Source organism: Streptomyces sp. NPDC029044 (assembly GCF_040637495.1).
Taxonomy (GTDB): Bacteria; Actinomycetota; Actinomycetes; order Streptomycetales; family Streptomycetaceae; genus Streptomyces.
The window spans coordinates 18766-35747 of record NZ_JBEZWN010000070.1 but is presented as its reverse complement, the minus strand read 5'-3'; the positions used below and the strand labels follow the sequence as shown (position 1 = coordinate 35747).

The 16982-nt window shown below is 71.3% G+C and carries 16 protein-coding genes and 1 pseudogene; 9 read left to right on the top strand and 8 right to left on the bottom strand.

Translation table 11 applies throughout. From position 1 onward, the window contains the following. A partial coding sequence (locus AB0E85_RS34115; protein WP_361935635.1) for an N-6 DNA methylase occupies positions 1 to 946 on the top strand: 946 nt, incomplete at its 5' end. A 59-nt stretch (positions 947 to 1005) separates the two neighbouring features. On the opposite strand, the gene AB0E85_RS34110 is transcribed toward AB0E85_RS34115, so the two are convergent. Both AB0E85_RS34110 and AB0E85_RS34105 read right to left on the bottom strand, forming a co-directional pair. Next, a complete protein-coding gene (locus tag AB0E85_RS34110; RefSeq protein ID WP_361935632.1) occupies positions 1006 to 1212 on the bottom strand; it encodes a DUF397 domain-containing protein in 207 nt (68 codons plus the stop codon). After that, complete coding sequence (locus AB0E85_RS34105; protein ID WP_361935630.1) at positions 1209 to 2039, bottom strand: helix-turn-helix transcriptional regulator; 831 nt, start codon at positions 2037 to 2039, stop codon at positions 1209 to 1211. The genes AB0E85_RS34110 and AB0E85_RS34105 overlap by 4 nt, the downstream gene beginning before the upstream one ends. A gap of 164 nt (positions 2040 to 2203) precedes the next feature. Between AB0E85_RS34105 and AB0E85_RS34100 the strand changes: the two are divergent. Both AB0E85_RS34100 and AB0E85_RS34095 read left to right on the top strand, forming a co-directional pair. Beyond that, a pseudogene (locus AB0E85_RS34100) lies at positions 2204 to 2626 on the top strand (ATP-binding protein); the annotation flags it as partial. A gap of 301 nt (positions 2627 to 2927) precedes the next feature. After that, positions 2928 to 3884: a helix-turn-helix domain-containing protein gene (locus tag AB0E85_RS34095; protein WP_361935627.1), complete on the top strand. Its 957-nt coding sequence runs from the start codon at positions 2928 to 2930 to the stop codon at positions 3882 to 3884. Positions 3885 to 3896: 12 nt separating this feature from the next. Here the strand turns inward: AB0E85_RS34095 and AB0E85_RS34090 are convergent, their stop codons facing one another. Next, the gene (locus AB0E85_RS34090; RefSeq protein ID WP_361935624.1) at positions 3897 to 5393 is read right to left on the bottom strand and encodes an FAD-binding oxidoreductase; all 1497 of its coding nucleotides are present in this window, start codon (positions 5391 to 5393) and stop codon (positions 3897 to 3899) included. Between the two features lie 234 nt (positions 5394 to 5627). On the opposite strand from AB0E85_RS34090, the gene hemB reads away from it, so the two are divergent. Beyond that, positions 5628 to 6626, top strand: a complete 999-nt coding sequence (gene hemB / locus AB0E85_RS34085) for a porphobilinogen synthase (protein ID WP_361935621.1) — start codon at positions 5628 to 5630, stop codon at positions 6624 to 6626. 10 nt (positions 6627 to 6636) lie between these two features. Here hemB and AB0E85_RS34080 read toward each other — a convergent pair whose 3' ends face one another. Further along, positions 6637 to 7359, bottom strand: a complete 723-nt coding sequence (locus tag AB0E85_RS34080; protein WP_361935618.1) for a DUF4232 domain-containing protein — start codon at positions 7357 to 7359, stop codon at positions 6637 to 6639. Between the two features lie 228 nt (positions 7360 to 7587). Between AB0E85_RS34080 and AB0E85_RS34075 the strand changes: the two genes are divergently transcribed. From AB0E85_RS34075 to AB0E85_RS34065, 3 genes are all read left to right on the top strand, one after another. Further along, positions 7588 to 8943, top strand: coding sequence for a helix-turn-helix transcriptional regulator (locus tag AB0E85_RS34075; protein WP_361935616.1), 1356 nt, complete (start codon positions 7588 to 7590; stop codon positions 8941 to 8943). Between the two features lie 119 nt (positions 8944 to 9062). Further along, positions 9063 to 9962: an SAM-dependent methyltransferase gene (locus AB0E85_RS34070; protein ID WP_361935613.1), complete on the top strand. Its 900-nt coding sequence runs from the start codon at positions 9063 to 9065 to the stop codon at positions 9960 to 9962. A gap of 126 nt (positions 9963 to 10088) precedes the next feature. Beyond that, positions 10089 to 11321 carry a PLP-dependent aminotransferase family protein gene (locus tag AB0E85_RS34065; RefSeq protein ID WP_361935610.1) on the top strand — a complete coding sequence of 411 codons (1233 nt, stop codon included), beginning with the start codon at positions 10089 to 10091 and terminating at the stop codon, positions 11319 to 11321. Here AB0E85_RS34065 and AB0E85_RS34060 read toward each other — a convergent pair. Continuing rightward, positions 11287 to 12072, bottom strand: coding sequence for a DUF4253 domain-containing protein (locus AB0E85_RS34060; protein WP_361935607.1), 786 nt, complete (start codon positions 12070 to 12072; stop codon positions 11287 to 11289). The genes AB0E85_RS34065 and AB0E85_RS34060 overlap by 35 nt on opposite strands. Positions 12073 to 12168: 96 nt before the next feature. On the opposite strand from AB0E85_RS34060, the gene AB0E85_RS34055 reads away from it, so the two are divergent. Then, positions 12169 to 12669, top strand: coding sequence for a DinB family protein (locus AB0E85_RS34055; protein WP_361935604.1), 501 nt, complete (start codon positions 12169 to 12171; stop codon positions 12667 to 12669). Between the two features lie 108 nt (positions 12670 to 12777). On the opposite strand, the gene AB0E85_RS34050 is transcribed toward AB0E85_RS34055, so the two are convergent. Further along, the gene (locus AB0E85_RS34050) at positions 12778 to 13593 is read right to left on the bottom strand and encodes a DUF2690 domain-containing protein (protein WP_361935602.1); all 816 of its coding nucleotides are present in this window, start codon (positions 13591 to 13593) and stop codon (positions 12778 to 12780) included. Then, positions 13590 to 14345 (bottom strand): peptidoglycan-binding protein, encoded by a 756-nt coding sequence (locus AB0E85_RS34045; protein ID WP_361935599.1) that lies wholly within the window; start codon positions 14343 to 14345, stop codon positions 13590 to 13592. The genes AB0E85_RS34050 and AB0E85_RS34045 overlap by 4 nt, the downstream gene beginning before the upstream one ends. A 313-nt stretch (positions 14346 to 14658) precedes the next feature. Here AB0E85_RS34045 and AB0E85_RS34040 point away from each other — a divergent pair, with 313 nt between their 5' ends. Continuing rightward, positions 14659 to 15036 (top strand): peptidase inhibitor family I36 protein, encoded by a 378-nt coding sequence (locus AB0E85_RS34040; RefSeq protein ID WP_361935638.1) that lies wholly within the window; start codon positions 14659 to 14661, stop codon positions 15034 to 15036. A gap of 93 nt (positions 15037 to 15129) precedes the next feature. On the opposite strand, the gene argS is transcribed toward AB0E85_RS34040, so the two are convergent. After that, positions 15130 to 16884, bottom strand: coding sequence for an arginine--tRNA ligase (gene argS, locus AB0E85_RS34035; RefSeq protein WP_361935596.1), 1755 nt, complete (start codon positions 16882 to 16884; stop codon positions 15130 to 15132). Positions 16885 to 16982 lie beyond the last annotated feature (98 nt).

Sequence of the window (16982 nt, the reverse complement as noted above, 5' to 3'; positions counted from 1 at the left end):
CCTCAACGAGTATGGCAACCGGCTCACCCCCGAGCAGCGCAAGCACCTCAGCAGCGGTGGCATCTGGGGCACCGAGTTGGTCAGGAACACCGCCCGTCTCGCCGCGATGAACCTATTCCTGCACGGCATCGGCCAGCCCACCGGGCCCAGCCTCATCCATGACCGTGACGCACTGATCGCCCCACCCACCAAGCGTGCGAGCCTGGTCCTGGCGAACCCGCCCTTCGGCAAGAAGTCATCGATCACCGTCTACGGCGACGACGGCTCCGCCGCCCGCGAGGCGATCGCCTACGAACGACGTGACTTCTGGGTCACAACGACCAACAAGCAGCTCAACTTCGTCCAGCACATCGCCTCGCTGCTGGAGATCCACGGGCGGGCTGCGGTCGTGGTCCCGGACAACGTCCTCTTCGAAGGTGGCGCGGGTGAGACCATCCGTCGTCGTCTGCTGAAGGAGTACGACGTCCACACGCTGCTGCGCCTGCCAAAGGGCATCTGGTATGCGCCAGGCGTTATGGCAAACGTCTTGTTCTTCGAGCGCAAGCCGGCCCGTCCCGAGCAGCCGTGGACCGAGAGGCTGTGGGTCTACGACTTCCGTACCGCCCAGCACTTCACCCTCAAGCAGAACCCGCTCACCCGAGCCCACCTTGAGGACTTCGTACAGTGCTACAGCGCCGACGACCGCTCCAAGCGTGTCGAGACGGAGCGCTTCAAGGCGTACACGTACGAGGAACTGATCGCCCGCGACAAGGCCACCCTCGACATCACCTGGCTTCGCGACCCGAGCCTCGACGACGCGGACAACCTGCCCGCGCCCGAGGTACTCGCCGCCGAGATCGTCGAGGATCTTCAGGCCGCGCTGGAAGAGTTCGCCGCGATCGCGGAGACGTTGCAGCAGGCGCGAGGGGAAGGCCCGGCGGTGAAAGCGGCTCCCGTCGCCGACTGACGTGCATACGTGGCCTGCACCCCCGAGATTCGGGTGCGGGCCACGTCCGTTCACCCCCGTCAGCACCCAGCGGCGTACGGCAGAAAGGTCGCCCAGGTAGTGGCGGTGAGGACGAGGCGGGAACCGTCTGGGATCTTGGAGTCGCGCACGTGGACGGTTGCCAACGTGGTGGCGACCTCAACGCAGGAAGGACCGTCGTCCGAGCTGTAGCTGCTCTTTATCCACCCCAGCTTGCCGTCGGCTCCGTCAGAGGGCTTGAGGGTCATGACTCTCCCAGCACTTTCTCGATGAAGGCCAGCGACTCTCGTGGTGTGAGAGCCTGCGCCCGGATGATCCCATAGCGCATGTCGAGAACGGTGGTCTCTTTCGGGTCGATGATCACGCGGTTGGTGAGCTGGACTTCGTTCAGACCCACGGCGGCTCCGTCCTTGAGCTTGAGGAGTCGGAAGGGGCCGCCGAGGCCTGAGTTGTCCTCCCGGCTAAGGGGCAACACCTGTACGTCGACGTTCCGCAGGCGGGCTACTTCCGACAGCCGTTCGAGCTGGTTGCGCATCACCATCTTGCCCCCGATCAGGCGGCGCAGCGTCGCTTCGCACAACACAAAGCTGAGAAGGGGGCGAGCTGTTGGGGTGCTGAAGATCTCCTGACGACCCAGCCGAGCGGCTACCCTCTGCTCCAACTCCTCTTCTCCGAACTGTGGCCGCCGAGAGCTGAACACTGCTCGCGCGTATGCCTCGGTCTGCAACAGCCCATCGATGACGCAGTTGTTGTAAGAGCAGATCTCGATGGCTTCCGCTTCTAGGCGCTTCACGTCTCGCACCTTTTTCGGGTATCGGGCTTCCGCCACGTCCCCCTTCATCGCCGCGATCCTGCCGCCCGCCCTCAGTGCCTCGTCCGCCGCGTCCAAGTACTCCGGCCGCGGAATCCTCCGCCCTCGCTCCACCGAGGAGACCAGCTCCTCCCCGTACCCGATCGCCGCCCCGAACTCCGCCTGAGTAAGGCCGGCCGCCTCCCGCCACAGCTTCAACTGCCGTACCACCGTCCGCATCACGGCCCCGGCCTCGTCGTCCAGCCTTGCTTCCCACTCGCTCATGCGCGCCGCCCTCCCGTCGCGTGCCCATCCCCGGAGCAACTTCGGCCGCCCGCGCCCGGTCATCCCGGGCAGCCCGGACAGAAACCGGACACCTCACGGACAGCCGTCGGCCGCACGGGCCGTCCCTCTTCACAGCTTACGCACGCGTGAACACGCTGAGTGATGTGAATCAGGAAACCGCCGTACCACGGATCTCGCTCCACCAGTTCACCGTGCCGCTGTCCGCCACCCGCAGGGGCGCGCGTCTCGCCCGCTTGCTCGCCACCGAGCAACTGGGCTCCTGGGGACTGCCCTTCGACCCGGCCCGGCTGATCGTCGCCGAGCTCGCCACGAACGCCGCCGTGCACGGCCGGCTCTCCGGGCGGAGTTTCCGGCTCGGGCTCATCGTCACAGCGCCTGCCACTCTCCGTATCGAGGTCACCGATGCCCGGGGCGAGCGACTGCCCACGCGGGCGCGCGGGACCGCAGGGGCAGAGCCCACCGAGGCCGGTCACGGTCTGCTCCTGGTCGAGGCTCTGGCCGACCGCTGGGGCGTGCGAACAGGCCCGGCGCCGTGCAAGACCGTGTGGGCCGAACTTGATCTCGGTGCTCCAGGTGACCCGCCGCCGATGTGCCCATACCGGAGCCTGGAAGCACGTGGACCGGTGAGGTGCGGGCCGGGGTGGCGGGCGGTAAAAGACCAAAGAACTCGGGGAAAACCCTCCCAACCAACCAAACCCGCCTACGTCACCCGGGCGGGTGAAACCGGTGGGTGCGAGTGGCGCGATGGCCGTTCGGGCGTGCAGTCTCGCCCCCAGGCAACATCACAACCCCACACATGCATCGGCCCTCGCCGGGACTGCAATCCCAGTGCGAGGGCCTGACCATCGAGGAAGAAGGCCCTTCCCCATGGCTGAGAAGCAGCCTAACGCTGCCGCGCGCCCGAAACAGGAGCTTCGGCAGACGACCACCCACTCCGGTGTCACCCACGTACGGGCGTACCAACCCGATCGGTACACGATCGTCGGTAACCACCTCGCGCAGCACCGCGAGCTGTCGCTGACCGCCATCGGGCTGGCCACTCACATCCTGTCGCTGCCGGAGGGCGCCCCGGTCGACATCCGCAGCCTCGCCGAGCGCTTCCCAGAAGGGCGGGACCGGATCGCCTTCGCCCTGCGGGAGCTGGAGGCGCGCGGCTATCTGGAGCGGGTGCGGGAGCGCACGGAAGCGGGCCGCCTGTACACGCGGACGTACGCCCACCATGTCCCCGCCGCCAGGACTGCCGCCCGTACCGCCGACGGTCCCGTGATCGGTGCGCAGGCCGGAGAAACGACCCAAGAAGACGACCAAGCCTCCGACCCGCTGGACGCGCCCTCGCTCGGCGGGGGACAGCCCGCCCCTCAAGCGTCACCCACCCCGCCGGAGACGCGCGGCTCCGAGCACACGGCCCCCGGCCGGCACCACGACAAGGCCGTCGCCCTGCTCGCTGGCCTTCGCCGCACCGACGACCGCCTCACCCTCTCCCGGCGGCAGGTGGAGCGGCTCGCTCCCGCCGTCGCGGCCTGGTTCGACGGCGGTGCCACGACCGCCGTCGTCCACCGCGTCCTGACCGCCGACCTCCCCGATGACATGCGGCACCCGGCCGGTGTGATCGCCCACCGCCTTGAGCACTTGCTGCCGCCGCCTCTGCCCGCGAACCCTCCCGTCGTGTTCACGCATGCCGGAACTGCCCGCTACCGTCCCCACCCCTTCCAGACGTGTGACGGCTGCGAACGCGCCTTCCGCGCCCCGCACGCCGGTCGATGCCGAGACTGCCGGTCCGTATCGGAGCCGCCGACAGCAGGCGGTGTACCTCGCGCTGCTTGAAACCGGCTGCGGCTACGCGGGAGTCACCGCGTGGCCGTAGCGCAGGAGGTTGTCCGGGTCGTAGGTGGCCTTGTCGTGGCGTAGGCGGGCGTAGACCTCCGGGGTCCAGGCGCGGGCGCGGTCCTGCTCGTCGCCCGGCGTGCCGTGGATGTTGACCATGGTGTGGCCCGTCCCGTACGGGGCCATGGCCGTGTAGAGGCGGCGGGTCGCCTGTTCGACGGCCTCGGCCACGGGTGGGGCGGGCATGATCCCGACCGACTCCATGAAGTAGCGGGCGTCGCGGGCGCAGACGGCGTCCTCGACGGCGGACGGGCGGGACAGCGCGCCGCCCATGTGCCGCAGTGAGGCTACGAGCAGGGGGTACTCGGTGCCGGCTCCGGGACCGACCTCCTCCAGGAACGTGGTGACGGCGTCGGAGGGCAGGTCGCGCAGGAGCATGCAGCACTCCCGTGCCGGGAGCGGGTCCTGGGGCTCCATGTGGATGCGGTCCAGGGCCGCGTGGTCCATCTCCTCGACCATGTCGACGGCCACCGGGGCGGCCTCGCGCAGCGGCGCTATCAGGGCTTCGCCGTCCGCGGGGTCGCCCGGCCAGGCGATCGCGACCCGGGCCCAGAAGCCGCCGCGCAGGGGTTCCGGGATCTGGGGGATGGGCGGCAGGCGCAGGACCGAGAACATGCTGCACATCTCGTCCGGGACGGTGCGGGTCCAGTCCGTCCAGGTGCGCAGCAGGGTCTCCGTGTGTTCGGCGTGGCAGTGGATGCCGCCGCCGTAGAGCCGGGGCAGGGGCAGCAGTTCGGTGACGAGCGAGGTGACGACGCCTACGTTGCCCTTGCCGCCGCGCAGGGCCCAGAACAGTTCCGGTTCGTGCCGGGGGTCCGACTCGCGCAGGTTCCCGTCCGGGGTGACGACCTGGAAGGAGCGGACCAGGTCGGCGGCGAAGCCGTAGGCCCGGCCGAGGACCGGGAGTCCGCCGCCGAGGGTGTAGCCGACGACGCCCGCGTCGGTGGAGGTGCCGCAGAGCCCTGCCAGGCCGTAGGGGGCGGCCGCGGCCATGACGTGGCTCCACTTCGCGCCGGCGGCGATGGTGGCCGTGCGGGTGGTGGGGTCGACGTGGACGTCCGTCATGCGGGACGTGTTGATCAGCAGGCCGTGCTCGATCGGGAAGTTCGCGCCGTGGCCGGTGGCCTGGACGGCGACGGGGGTGCGGGTGGCGTGCGCCCAGCGCATCGCGGTGACGATGTCGTCGGGGCCGGTGGCGCCGACGACTACGTCCGGGGTGTGCAGGGAGGCCAGGTTGAAGCCGGTGACTTCGTCGGCGTAGGCGCGTTCGCCGGGGCGTACGACGGGGCCGTTGATCTCCGAGAGGGCGAAGAGGTCGGGCATGTGGTGGGGGGCGGTCATCGCGTCCTCCGTGGGGGCGGGTACGGAGGGACGGCGGCGGTGGGTGTGGCCGGCCGTCGGGTTCTTGTCCTGCTGTTTCAGGATGGACCTGGGGGTTGTCGGGCGCATTGTGGGGCGGTGGGCTGCGAGGTGCTCGGGGTTGTCGCTGGGGCCGGGTGGGTCCGCAGCCCGGCGTAGCGGGGTGCCGCTGCGCCCACCCGTGCCGCCCTTAGCGGCACGCATGCCCGCAGCGGGGCGGCACGCATGCCGGCAGCTGGGCGGCACGTATGCCCGCAGCGGGGGCCGGGGGCGGCCGACAGGGCGTCGGTATCGGGGGGTTTGGGGCGGGCGTAGCGTAGGGGCATGACGACGTATGGATCTTTTCCCGGTACTCGGCCGCGGCGGCTGCGGAGCAGCCCCGTGATGCGTCGGATGGTCGCCGAGACCCGGCTGCACCCTGCCGATCTCATTCTTCCGGCCTTCGTGCGGGAGGGCGTCGACGAGCCCGTGCCGATCGCCGCCATGCCGGGGGTCGTGCAGCACACCCGGGACAGTCTGAAGAAGGCCGCCGCGGAGGCGGTCGCGGCGGGTGTCTCCGGGATCATGCTCTTCGGCGTGCCGGAGGAGTCGAAGAAGGACGCGCTCGGGACGCCGGGGACCGACCCGGACGGCATCCTCCAGGTCGCCCTGCGGGACGTGCGGGCCGAGGTCGGCGACGACCTGCTCGTCATGTCCGACCTGTGCCTCGACGAGACCACCGACCACGGGCACTGTGGCGTCCTCGACGAGCAGGGCCGGGTCGACAACGACGCGACCCTGGAGCGGTACGCCGAGATGGCCCAGGTGCAGGCCGACGCCGGCGCCCATGTCGTCGGTCCCAGCGGGATGATGGACGGGCAGGTCGGGGTCGTCCGCGACGCACTCGACCAGATCGGGCGCGAGGACGTCGCGATCCTCGCCTACACGGTGAAGTACGCCTCCGCCTTCTACGGGCCCTTCCGGGAGGCCGTCGGCTCGTCCCTGCGAGGGGATCGGAAGACGTACCAGCAGGATCCCGCGAACGTGCGTGAGTCGCTGCGCGAGCTCGCCCTCGATCTGGAGGAGGGCGCCGACATGGTGATGGTCAAGCCGGCCGGACCCTACCTGGACATCCTCGCCCGCGTCTCGGACGCCGTGGACGTGCCGGTCGCCGCGTACCAGATCTCCGGCGAGTACTCGATGATCGAGGCCGCCGCCGAGAAGGGCTGGATCGACCGGGACCGGGCGATCATGGAGTCCCTGACCGGCATCCGGCGGGCCGGTGCGCGCAGCATCCTCACCTACTGGGCCACCGAGGTGGCCCAGAAGCTCAAGGAGCAGTAGGTCCCGGTCGTCAGTAGGACAGCGCGTCGTCCATGTCGCGCAGCCAGTAGGTGACCTTCAGGGTGCTGTCGTAGTACACGCCCTTGGCCGGCAGGGCCGGGACCGCCGAGGGGCCGCCGTCGCTGTTCGGCGTGTAGCCCTGGAAGCCGACCGTGAGCTTGCGGCCGGTGGTGCCCCACTCGCCGCTGCCGTCGGCCGCCGACAGCGAGACGCCCGCGTAGCCGGACTCGCCGGGGGCCAGGGTGGTCACCGCCTGCGGCCTGGAGTCCTTGATCGGCTGCGGGACCCACTGCATCTCGTCGAAGCGCAGCACCGGGTAGTAGGTGAGGTCGCACGTCTTCGAGCCGGTGTTCTTCACCGTGAGCAGCATGTGGTTGAGGGGGCGGGGGACCGGCTTCGCGGTGACGGTGGTGTTGGAGCCGTTGCAGGAGACGCGGGTGGCCGTGGGGCTCTTCGCGGCCTCCTTTGACTTCTTCGCGGCCTCCGCTGCCTCCGCTGCCTCCGTTGCCTTCGTGTCCTTCCTGTCCTTCGTTTCCTTCGTGGTCTGGGTGCCGGTCGTGCCGCTCGTGCCTCCGCCGCTGTTCGTGCCCTCGGCCGGGTGCGTCGCCGGGACCGTCGCCGAGGCCGGCTCGGACCGGGCGGCGCCCTCGTCCTTCGTGCCCGTGCCGTTCTGGCATGCCGTGAGGGCGAGGGCGGCCAGGAGGGCGACGGGGAGGGCGTGGTACGTGCGCATGACTGTGTTTCCTTTCGGACAAAGGCGGTTGGGAAGCAGGCCCGGGCGGGTCGCGCTGCCGGTGGTCCGGGAGCGGCGTGCTTGGATGACCAGAGCTTGTGCGGTGGTCCGTCCCGCCCGCCAGACCCTGCGGACGACCCGGGACGTTGGAACGCCCGCACATGCTCTGACCAGGGAGGACAGTCATTCCCTGGAACGGGGGAACGGGACACGGGGCATGGAGGAGCGGTGTCGGGAGGCACGGTCGCGGCTGATTTCGCCGCGCTGTTGGGGGAGTTGAAGGAGCGCTCGGGGCTGAGCTACGGCGTGCTCGCCAAGAGACTTCACATGAGTACGTCCACGCTGCACCGGTACTGCAACGGGGATGCCGTGCCGGCCGATTACGCGCCGGTGGAGCGGTTCGCCCGGCTCTGCAAGGCGTCACCGGGGGAGCTCGTCGAGCTGCACCGGCGGTGGGTGCTGGCGGATGCCGGGCGGGTGCGGAAGGGGAGCGGCTCTTCGGAGGCGACTTCTTCGGAGGCGACTTCTCCGGGCGCCGAGGTTCTCGCGCCCGAATCCGGCTCTCCGGACGGCGAGGGGGACGCGGACGCACCCGCGCGGCGGCGCCCCCGTCGTGCCCTGCTCGTCGGTGTCGCCGCTGCCCTGGTCCTCGGCGGGGTCGGTCTCGCCGTGGCCGTCCCCTCGGGTGGGGCGGGCGACGAGGGGCGGCGCGGCGCGGCGGCGGCCTCCGGCGGTGGCGGCGGGCAGGAGGGGAAGGACACGGCGGCGTCCGTGTCTTCGTCGGCCGGTTCCTCGTCCGCGGACAGCAAGGACAAGGGGAAGGACAAGGACGGGAAGGGGCGGCCGGCCTCCGGGACGCCCACCTCGGCCTCCCCCGGCAACGGCGATGGCAACGGCAACGGCGGCCGCACCGGCACCGGCGAAGGTAGCGGCACCGGCACCGGCCGGCCCGGGCGGGACACCACCCCCGCCCCCACTCCCCTCACCGTGGACACGGAACCGCACGCCTGGGAAAGCCCCTGCTCCCAGCGCTACTTGATCAATCTGCCGCCGGGACGGGTCGGGCCGCCGCCGCCGGAGCAGGACGCGCCCGGCTGGGTGGCGGCGACGGGGGCCGTGCCGTCGGGGGAGCAGTTCCTCAGGCTGACCGTGCAGGGGAAGGGCGAGGAGACCGTGGTCGTCAAGGGACTGACGGTCCGTATGGCCGGGAAGCGGGCACCGCTCGCCTGGAACGACTACGCCATGGGGTATCCGGGCGTCGGCTGTGGCGGTGGCGTGCCGAAGCGGTTCTTCACGATCGCCCTCGACGCCGCGCGCCCCGGTGTCGTGCCCGAGGCGGGGCACGCGAACTTCCCGTTCAAGGTGAGCGAGTCCGACCCGGAGGTGTACTACATCCGCGCCGACGCCTCCGCGTACGACGTCAGGTGGTACCTGGAGCTGCGCTGGTCCAGCGGCGACCGGTCCGGCACGCTGACCGTGGACGATCACGGCCGGCCCTTCCGTACGAGCGGTAACAACGGGCGTCCGGCGTACGAGTTTCCGCTGGGCGGCGAGAAGTGGGTGGCGGAGGGGACCACGGAATAGTCCGGGGAGGTTTCCCGTGGTGGTCGTGGCGCACGGGCACCATCAAATCCGTTGAACCGTTAGGTTGTTGACCGTCGTAGTGGTTGTCGATTGAACCACCTACTCTCAGGGAGACGTCGATGTCCGGTGCCCTCAGCCAGGATCCCGCCGAGCTGCAGAGGAGGATCGACAGCAGCAAGGCACATCCGGCCCGGGTCTACGACGTCTTCCTCGGCGGCAAGGACCACTACCCCGCCGACCGGAACGCGGCCGCCGCCGCGCTGGCCGCCAACCCGCGCGGGTATCTCGACGTACGGCACAACCGCGACTTCCTCCGGCGCGCGGTGACCGCACTCGTGGAGCAGGACGGCATCCGGCAGTTCCTCGACATCGGGACCGGGCTGCCCACCGCCGAGAACGTGCACCAGATCGCGCAGCGCGTCGCGCCCGAGTCGCGGGTCGTGTACGTCGACAACGACCCGGTGGTGCTCGCGCACGCCCGCGCCCTGCTGACCAGCGGTTCCCAGGGGCGTACGGACTACATCGACGCCGATCTGCGGGACCCGGTCCGCATCCTCGAACAGGCCGCCAAGACACTGGACTTCGGCCGGCCGGTCGCGCTCTGCCTGGTCGCGATCCTGCACTTCGTCGCGGACGAGGAGGCGTACCCCCTGGTGAGCGGGCTGCTCGACGAACTGCCCAGCGGCAGCCGACTGGTGCTGAGTCATCTCACCGAGGACCTCAACCCCGAGAACATCCGCGCGGTCCAGCGGACGTACACCGAGCGCGGGTTCACCTTCGTGCTGCGCTCCCGGGCCGACGTGGAGCGGTTCTTCACGGAGAACGGGCTGGAGATCACCGACCCGGGGGTCGTCCCCGCGCACCGCTGGCGGCCCGACCACGCGGCCCCCGTCCCCGAGCAGCCCGAGGAGTCCTTCCTCGCCGGACTGGAGGAGATCGAGAAGGTGCGCTACCGCGACATCAACGACGTCACGGACGCGGACATCAACGTGTACGCGGCGATCGGCGCCAAGGGCTGAGGCGCCGGTTCCCCGGCCGGTCCCCGTGCCGCCCCGGTGTCCGGATCCCGGAAACCTGCTTGTAGACGGCACGTATCTCCCTAGGCTGCGGGCACCAGGCGTCACCGCAGCCGAAGGAGCCGTGTCATGACCGTCGCCGAGCCCCCGCCCACCCGCTCCTCCGTGCCACCGCTCGCCGCACGGGCCCGGGCCGTGGGCGGCTCGCCCGTACGGGACATCCTGGCCGTCACCGCCCGCCCCGAGGTGATCAACTTCGCGGGCGGGCTCCCCGCACCGGAGCTGTTCGACGCCAAGGGCATCGCCGCCGCGTACGAGGCGGTCCTCGCCGAGGCGCCCGCCCGGGCGCTCCAGTACTCCACGACCGAGGGCGAACCCGCCCTGCGGGACGCGCTCGCCGCCCGCACCACCGCGCGCGGCCTGCCGACCGGGCCCGACGACCTGCTCGTCACCACCGGCAGCCAGCAGGCCCTCTCCCTGCTGACCACCGCGCTCGTCGAACCCGGGGACACCGTCCTCGTCGAGAACCCCTGCTATCTGGCGGCACTTCAGGCCTTCGGCTTCGCCGGGGCGCGGGTGCTGGCCGTGCCCGGTGACGAGCACGGCGTCGACCCCGGGGCGCTGGAGGAACTCGTCGTGCGCGAGCGGCCCAAGCTCCTCTACACCGTGCCCACCTTCCAGAACCCCACCGGCCGGACCCTGCCCGCCGGGCGACGCGCCGCCGTGGCCGCCGTCGCCGCCCGGCACGGACTGTGGATCGTCGAGGACGACCCCTACGGTGAGCTGCGCTACGAGGGTGAGCGCCTGCCGTGGATCGCCGCCCACCCGGGAGCCGAGGACCGGGCCGTGCTGCTCGGCAGCTTCTCCAAGGTCATGGCGCCCGGGCTGCGGCTGGGCTGGCTGCGGGCACCCGGGGAGCTGCGGCGTGCCTGTGCCGTCGCCAAGCAGGCCGCCGACCTGCACACTCCGACCGTCAACCAGCTCGCCGCGGCCCGCTACCTCGCCGACCACGACCTGGACGCCCATGTCGCCCGCGTCGCCGGTGTGTACCGCGAACGCCGCGACGCGATGCTCTCCGGGCTCGCCGCGGCGCTGCCCACGGGGTCGGTCTGGAACCGGCCCGAGGGCGGCATGTTCCTCTGGGCGCGCCTCCCGCAGCCGTACGACACGACGGCCCTGCTGCCGCGGGTGGTCCGGCAGAACGTGGCCTACGTGCCCGGCGCGCCCTTCTACGCCGGCCCGCCCGACCGGACGACCCTGAGGCTCTGCTTCGTGACGCAGACGCCGGCGGAGATCGGGGAGGGGCTGCGCAGGCTGGGGGAGGGGCTCAGTCCCACCAGAAGTGCCACACCGGCTGATTGAGGACCTGGTGCTCGGCGTAGGCCCGCAGGGTCGGATCCGCGCCCTGGTGGATGTTGTCCGGGCAGAACGCGAAGTGCTCGGCGGCCACGGCCTGCGCCGCGGCCGGGGTGGTGGGCGGCGTGGCCACGGACAGCAGCAGGTGGTCGAAGCCGAGGGCGACGACGCGTATGCCGAAGCGGTCCTCCCAGGAGCGGAGCACCGCGCTGAGGCGGGCGGTGTCGCCCTCGTGGTTCGCCGGGCCCGTCCAGCCGATCGCCGTCGGGACGTCCGCGCTGCGGCGGGCCGGGACGAGGGCGAGGCGGGGCTCCTTGAAGGGGCCGCCGTCCTCCAGCAGGGCGTCCACGAGGTCGCCGGCCGTGGTGTCCGGGTCCCGGTCAGGGCCGGCGGACTCGGCCGGGCCGGGCCAGGGGGCGCCTTCCGCGGCATGTTCCTCCCAGTACTCCGCCAGCACCTCCTCGGCGTCGTGGTCCCCGGGGTAGGACACCTCGCCGGGCATCAACTCCCAGCGGCCCGGGCCGCCATGGCCGTCGCCCGTCTCCAGGACCACCGGCAGGAGTCCCGCACGGCGGGCCGGTTCCAGTGCCGCCCAGCCGCCCGGAAGGGCCCGTCCGCCGGCGCACCACAGCAGCGGCTCGTGCCACGGGCCCTCGCAGGTGGTGTCGACCAGCGCACCGGTGGGGAGCCGAAGACCGAGGGAGCGGCCGCTCGGGTCTGCCGTCAGCCTCGGCAGAGGATTGGGAAGAGTCGCCATGGGGGTGACTGTAGGGCCGGGCACTGACAATCCGACCGGCCCGGTGGGCCCCCGTAGCGGACAGAACCTGGCCTATTGGGCTCCTACCGTACGGTCATGACCACTTCCCCGGAGAAGACGGACCTGCTGGCCGCGTTCGCGGAGCAGCGCGCGTTGTTGCTGATCACCCTGCACGGAGTCACCGACGAACAGGCCGCGCGGCGTACGACCGTGAGCGAGCTGACCCTCGGGGGCATCGTGAAGCACCTGGCCCAGGGAGAGGAGACCTGGACGCAGATCATGACCAAGGGCGACGGTGAACTGCCCGACGGCATGCTCGACATGGGGCAGTACCGCATGGCCGGCGGCGACACCCTCCCCGCGCTGCTGGAGCGCTACGCACGGGCCGCGCACGCCACCGAGGAGGCGGTGGCCGCGCTGGCGGACCTGGACGTCGGCGTGCCGCTGCCGAAGACGCCCTGGTCGCCGCCGGAGCCCGAGTACTGGTCCGCGCGCCGGATCCTGCTGCACCTGATCAAGGAGACCGCCCAGCACGCCGGGCACGCCGACATCATCCGGGAGGCCCTGGACGGCGCGAACACCACGGCCCGGCGCTGACCCGGCGGGGCCTTGTGGCCTGCCGTTCGGATCACGCCGCAGACGCGGGGCTCACCGGCGCTGACAGCACCGTCGATGTCCCGCGCGGCCTGATCCGAACGACAGGCTTCAGACGCGGGCGTCGAAGCACTCGCGGCCGCCTCCCGCCACCGGGCGGAAGCAGGCCCGGACCGTCGCGCCCGGCCTCGCCTCGGTCATGGGCGTGAAGACGTAGGACTGCGCGGCGACGCCGTCCCTGATCCTCGCGGAGTGGGCGGGGCCGCCGTCGGCCGCGTCCAGTTCCAGACGATCGCCGATCCGGGTGCTCCACATCCTCGCCCAGCCGGCCCCGCACCGGGCGCTGTAGCGCAGTTCGAGGTGGGCCCCGCCGGCCGTGCGGTGTGAGGCGAGGGTGCGCGGCTCCGTGCCGCACTTCATCTGCATCGGGCTCCTGCCCTCGCAGCCGGCCGCACGGCAGCGCGGCGACGGCACGGCGGAAGACGGTGCGCCGGGCCCCGAGTCGGCGGACTGGCCCAGCAGCAGGACCAGCACCACCGACAGACCACCGGCCGCCAGGGCACAGACCGAAGCGATCACCGCCAGGACCGCACCTCCGCCGCCACCGGCCCGTCCGGCCTCCGCCTCGCCGGCCGCGGGCCGGTCCGTGCGCGCCGGCGCCCCGCGGCCGCTCCACTCCGCCTCCGCCAGCTCCCACAGCGCCAGGCACCGGCCCTCCGGCTCGCCCGCCAGACGGCACAGCTCCCGCACCGCCTGGCCCGGCGGGAGCGTCTTGCCGTTGAGGTAGCGCTCCCAGGACGACTTGCTGAAGGTGGTCTTCGCCGCGAGAGCCGCCAGACTCAGGCCGGTTCCCGTCCTCAGCTCACGCAACGCGGAGGCGAGCCGGGCCCGTTCCGGGGACGGCCCGCCGGGCGGGGTGGACGTCATCCCCGCAGGGCCTTCCAGGTGTGGGGGCCGATGATGCCGTCCACGACCAGACCGGAACGCCTCTGCAAGCCCTGGACCGCGCGTCGCGTGTGCGGGCCGAAGATGCCGTCGACGACGCCCGGCGAGAGGCCCGCATCCCGCAGCAGGCACTGGGCCTCGGCCACCTCGGGGCCGGCGTGGCCCACCGCCAGGACGGCTGTCAGGGTGCGGCTGTTGCCCGCGTACCAGCGGCCGTCGATCCGTTCCGCCCGGCACGTGTACGCCGGGGTCTCCGACCGCTTCGGCGATCCGGGTGGTGCGGTGCCGGAGGCGGTGAGCGGGGCGGCCGCGGCCTCTCCCTCGCCGTCCGTGAGCCGCACGGCCAGCAGGATCGCCGAGCACACGGCCAGCACCAGGGCGACCGAGCCGGCGACGAGCGTGATGCGCAGGGCCCGGCCGTGGTGCCGGGGAGCGTCCGCACCGGCCGGTGCTCTCCGCCCCGTCACCGTGCCGGACGTCTCGCTCGCCACCTCGTGCAGCGCGAGCAGGCGCGCCGGGTCCTCACCGCCCAGCCGGGCCATCGCCTCCACGGCCTCCCTGGGCGGCACACACCTGCCGGACAGGTACCGCTCCCAGGAGGAGGTGCTGTAGCCCGTCTTGGCGGCCAGCTGACGCAGGCTCAGCCCGCTGTGGTCCTTGACCCGGCGCAGTCGCACCACCAACTGCCGTACGCGTGGATCCAGTTCTTCGGGCAGCCCTTTCCAACGCGACATGTTCCCCCCACTCGCGTGTCCGGACCGTGGTCAGCGGTCCCGTCACCGCCGCATTCTGCACCAGCATCCACGCGGCACCCCAGACATCGGTTGCGTTCCCCCTTCCCGCCCCCTACCGATTCGGCCACCGCCCGTCGCGGGCGTCCCGCGACACCGTCCCGGCGCTCCGTCCCGCCGCAGGTCAGCGCCCGGGACGTCCCACGAGTACGTCACTTCCGCGGCGACTGTGGTGGATGTGCGGCGCCGGGCCGCAGTCTCGTTGCGGAGCCGGCCGGTGCGGTCGGCCCGTCCACGAAGGGGGAACATCGTGAGCATGGTCAAGAAGCTCGCCGTCATGGCCGGGGGCATGGCACTCACCGGCGGTCTGCTGGCCACGGGGGCGGGCACCGCGGGTGCTGCGCAGGCCGCACCGCAGGCGGCGTCGGACTGTCCGTCGGGCTGGTTCTGCGTCTGGGCCGGCAAGAACTACACCGGCCGCATGCAGAAGGTCGAGGGCAGGAACGCGGACCTCACCGGGTTCGTCGTCTTCCAGGGCTTCAAGTCCTGGTACAACCACGGCAAGTCCTGCGACTACAAGTGGTTCACGGAGAAGAACTACCGCGGCGACAGCGGTGTCCTCGCCCGCGGCGTCAAGGGGACCGGCGACACCGTCTGGTTCCAGAAGTCCAACCAGTGGGTCAACTGCCGGTAACCGGCGGCCCGCGACAACGCCCGAGGGCGGCACTCAACGGGGGAGTGCCGCCCTCGGGGCCTGTCGTCAGGGGCCGGGTGTCAGGGCCGGGTGTCAGAGCCGCTCGGGCGTCCGGATGCCCAGCAGGCCCATGCCCTGGTGCAGCGTGCGGGCCGTGACGTCGCACAGGAACAGGCGGTTCTCGATCTGTTCCCGCGTCTCGGCCTTCAGGACCGGGCACTTGTCGTAGAACGTCGTGTACAGCGACGCCAGCTGGTACAGGTACGCCGCCAGCTTGTGCGGGGCGTACTCCGCGGCGGCTTCGAAGACCGTGTCGCCGAACGCGTCCAGGTGCAGACCGAGCGCCCGCTCCGCCGGGGCGAGTTGGAGCTCCGGGTGCGCGACCGGCTTCGTCTCACCGGCCTTGCGCAGGATCGACTGGATCCGGGCGTACGCGTACTGGAGGTAGACGGACGTGTCGCCGTTCAGCGACACCATCTGGTCCAGGTCGAACTTGTAGTCCCGGTTCGGCGACGTCGACAGGTCCGCGTACTTCACCGCGCCGATGCCGACCTGCGCGGCCCGCTCCTGGATCTCGTCCTCGGTGAGGTCCTGTGCCTTCTCCCGCACGACCTCGGCGGCCCGCTGCACCGCCTCGTCCAGCAGGTCCTCCAGCCGTACGGTCTCGCCCTCACGCGTCTTGAACGGCTTGCCGTCCGCGCCGAGCACCGTGCCGTAGCCCATGTTGTGCGCGGTGACGCCGTCGCTCAGCCAGCCGGCCCGCCGGGCCGTCTCGAAGACCATCTTGAAGTGCAGCGACTGACGGACGTCCACGACGTAGAGCAGGGACGAGGCGTGCAGGTCCTGGACCCGGTTGCGGATCGCCGTCAGGTCGGAGGCCGCGTAGCCGAAGCCGCCGTCGGCCTTCTGCACGATCAGCGGGACCGGCTGGTCGTCCTTGCCGCGGATCTCGTCGAAGAACACCACGAGCGCGCCCTCGGAGCGCACCGCGACACCCGTCTCCTCCAGGATGCGGGCGGTCTCGGGCATGCCGTCGTTGTAGGCGGACTCGCCGACGATCTCGTCGTCGCGGATCTCCATGTCGAGCTTCTCGAAGACGGAGTAGAAGTAGACCTTCGACTCGTCCACGAACTGCTGCCACAGTTCGAGCGTCTCCTTGTCACCGGACTGGAGGGCGACGACCCGCCCCCGGGCCCGCTCCTTGAACTCCTCGTCCGCGTCGAAGAGCGCACGCGACGCCTTGTACACCCGGTTCAGGTTGCTCATCGCCTGCTCGCCGTCGACGTCGGCCGCGGGGGCCAGCTCGCCGGGGTGCTCGAACAGGTACTGGATGAGCATGCCGAACTGGGTGCCCCAGTCGCCGATGTGGTGCCGGCCGATCGTCTTCTCGCCGGTGAAGTCGAGCATGCCGCGCAGGGCGTCGCCGATGACCGCCGACCGCAGGTGACCGACGTGCATCTCCTTCGCCACGTTCGGCTGGGCGTAGTCGACGACCGTGATGCCCGCGTTCTCCTTCAGCGGCACGCCGAGACGCTCGCCGTCCGCGTGCCGCGCGGCGAGGTTCTCGGTGATCGCCCGGTCGGCGATCGTGATGTTGAGGAAGCCGGGGCCGGAGACCTCGACGTCCTTGATCACGTCACCGGTGACGATGTTGCCGACGACCTCCGTCGCCAGTTCCCGGGGGTTCGACTTGGCCTTCTTGGCGAGGGCCAGGATCCCGTTGGCCTGGAAGTCGGCCCGATCGCTACGTCGCAGCAGCGGGTCGGCGTCGGCCTCCGGCCGGGTGGCCGACAGGGCGTTCGCGAGACGCTGCTGGACTTGATCGGTGAGCGACGTGACCGAGGTCATGGGATGGGTGCCGTTCTCCTCGTGGGAATCGATAGACCCGCTCAGTATCCCACGGGGGGTAAAGCGGTTTTCCCGGGCGGGATGCCGTCTGGGAGAAT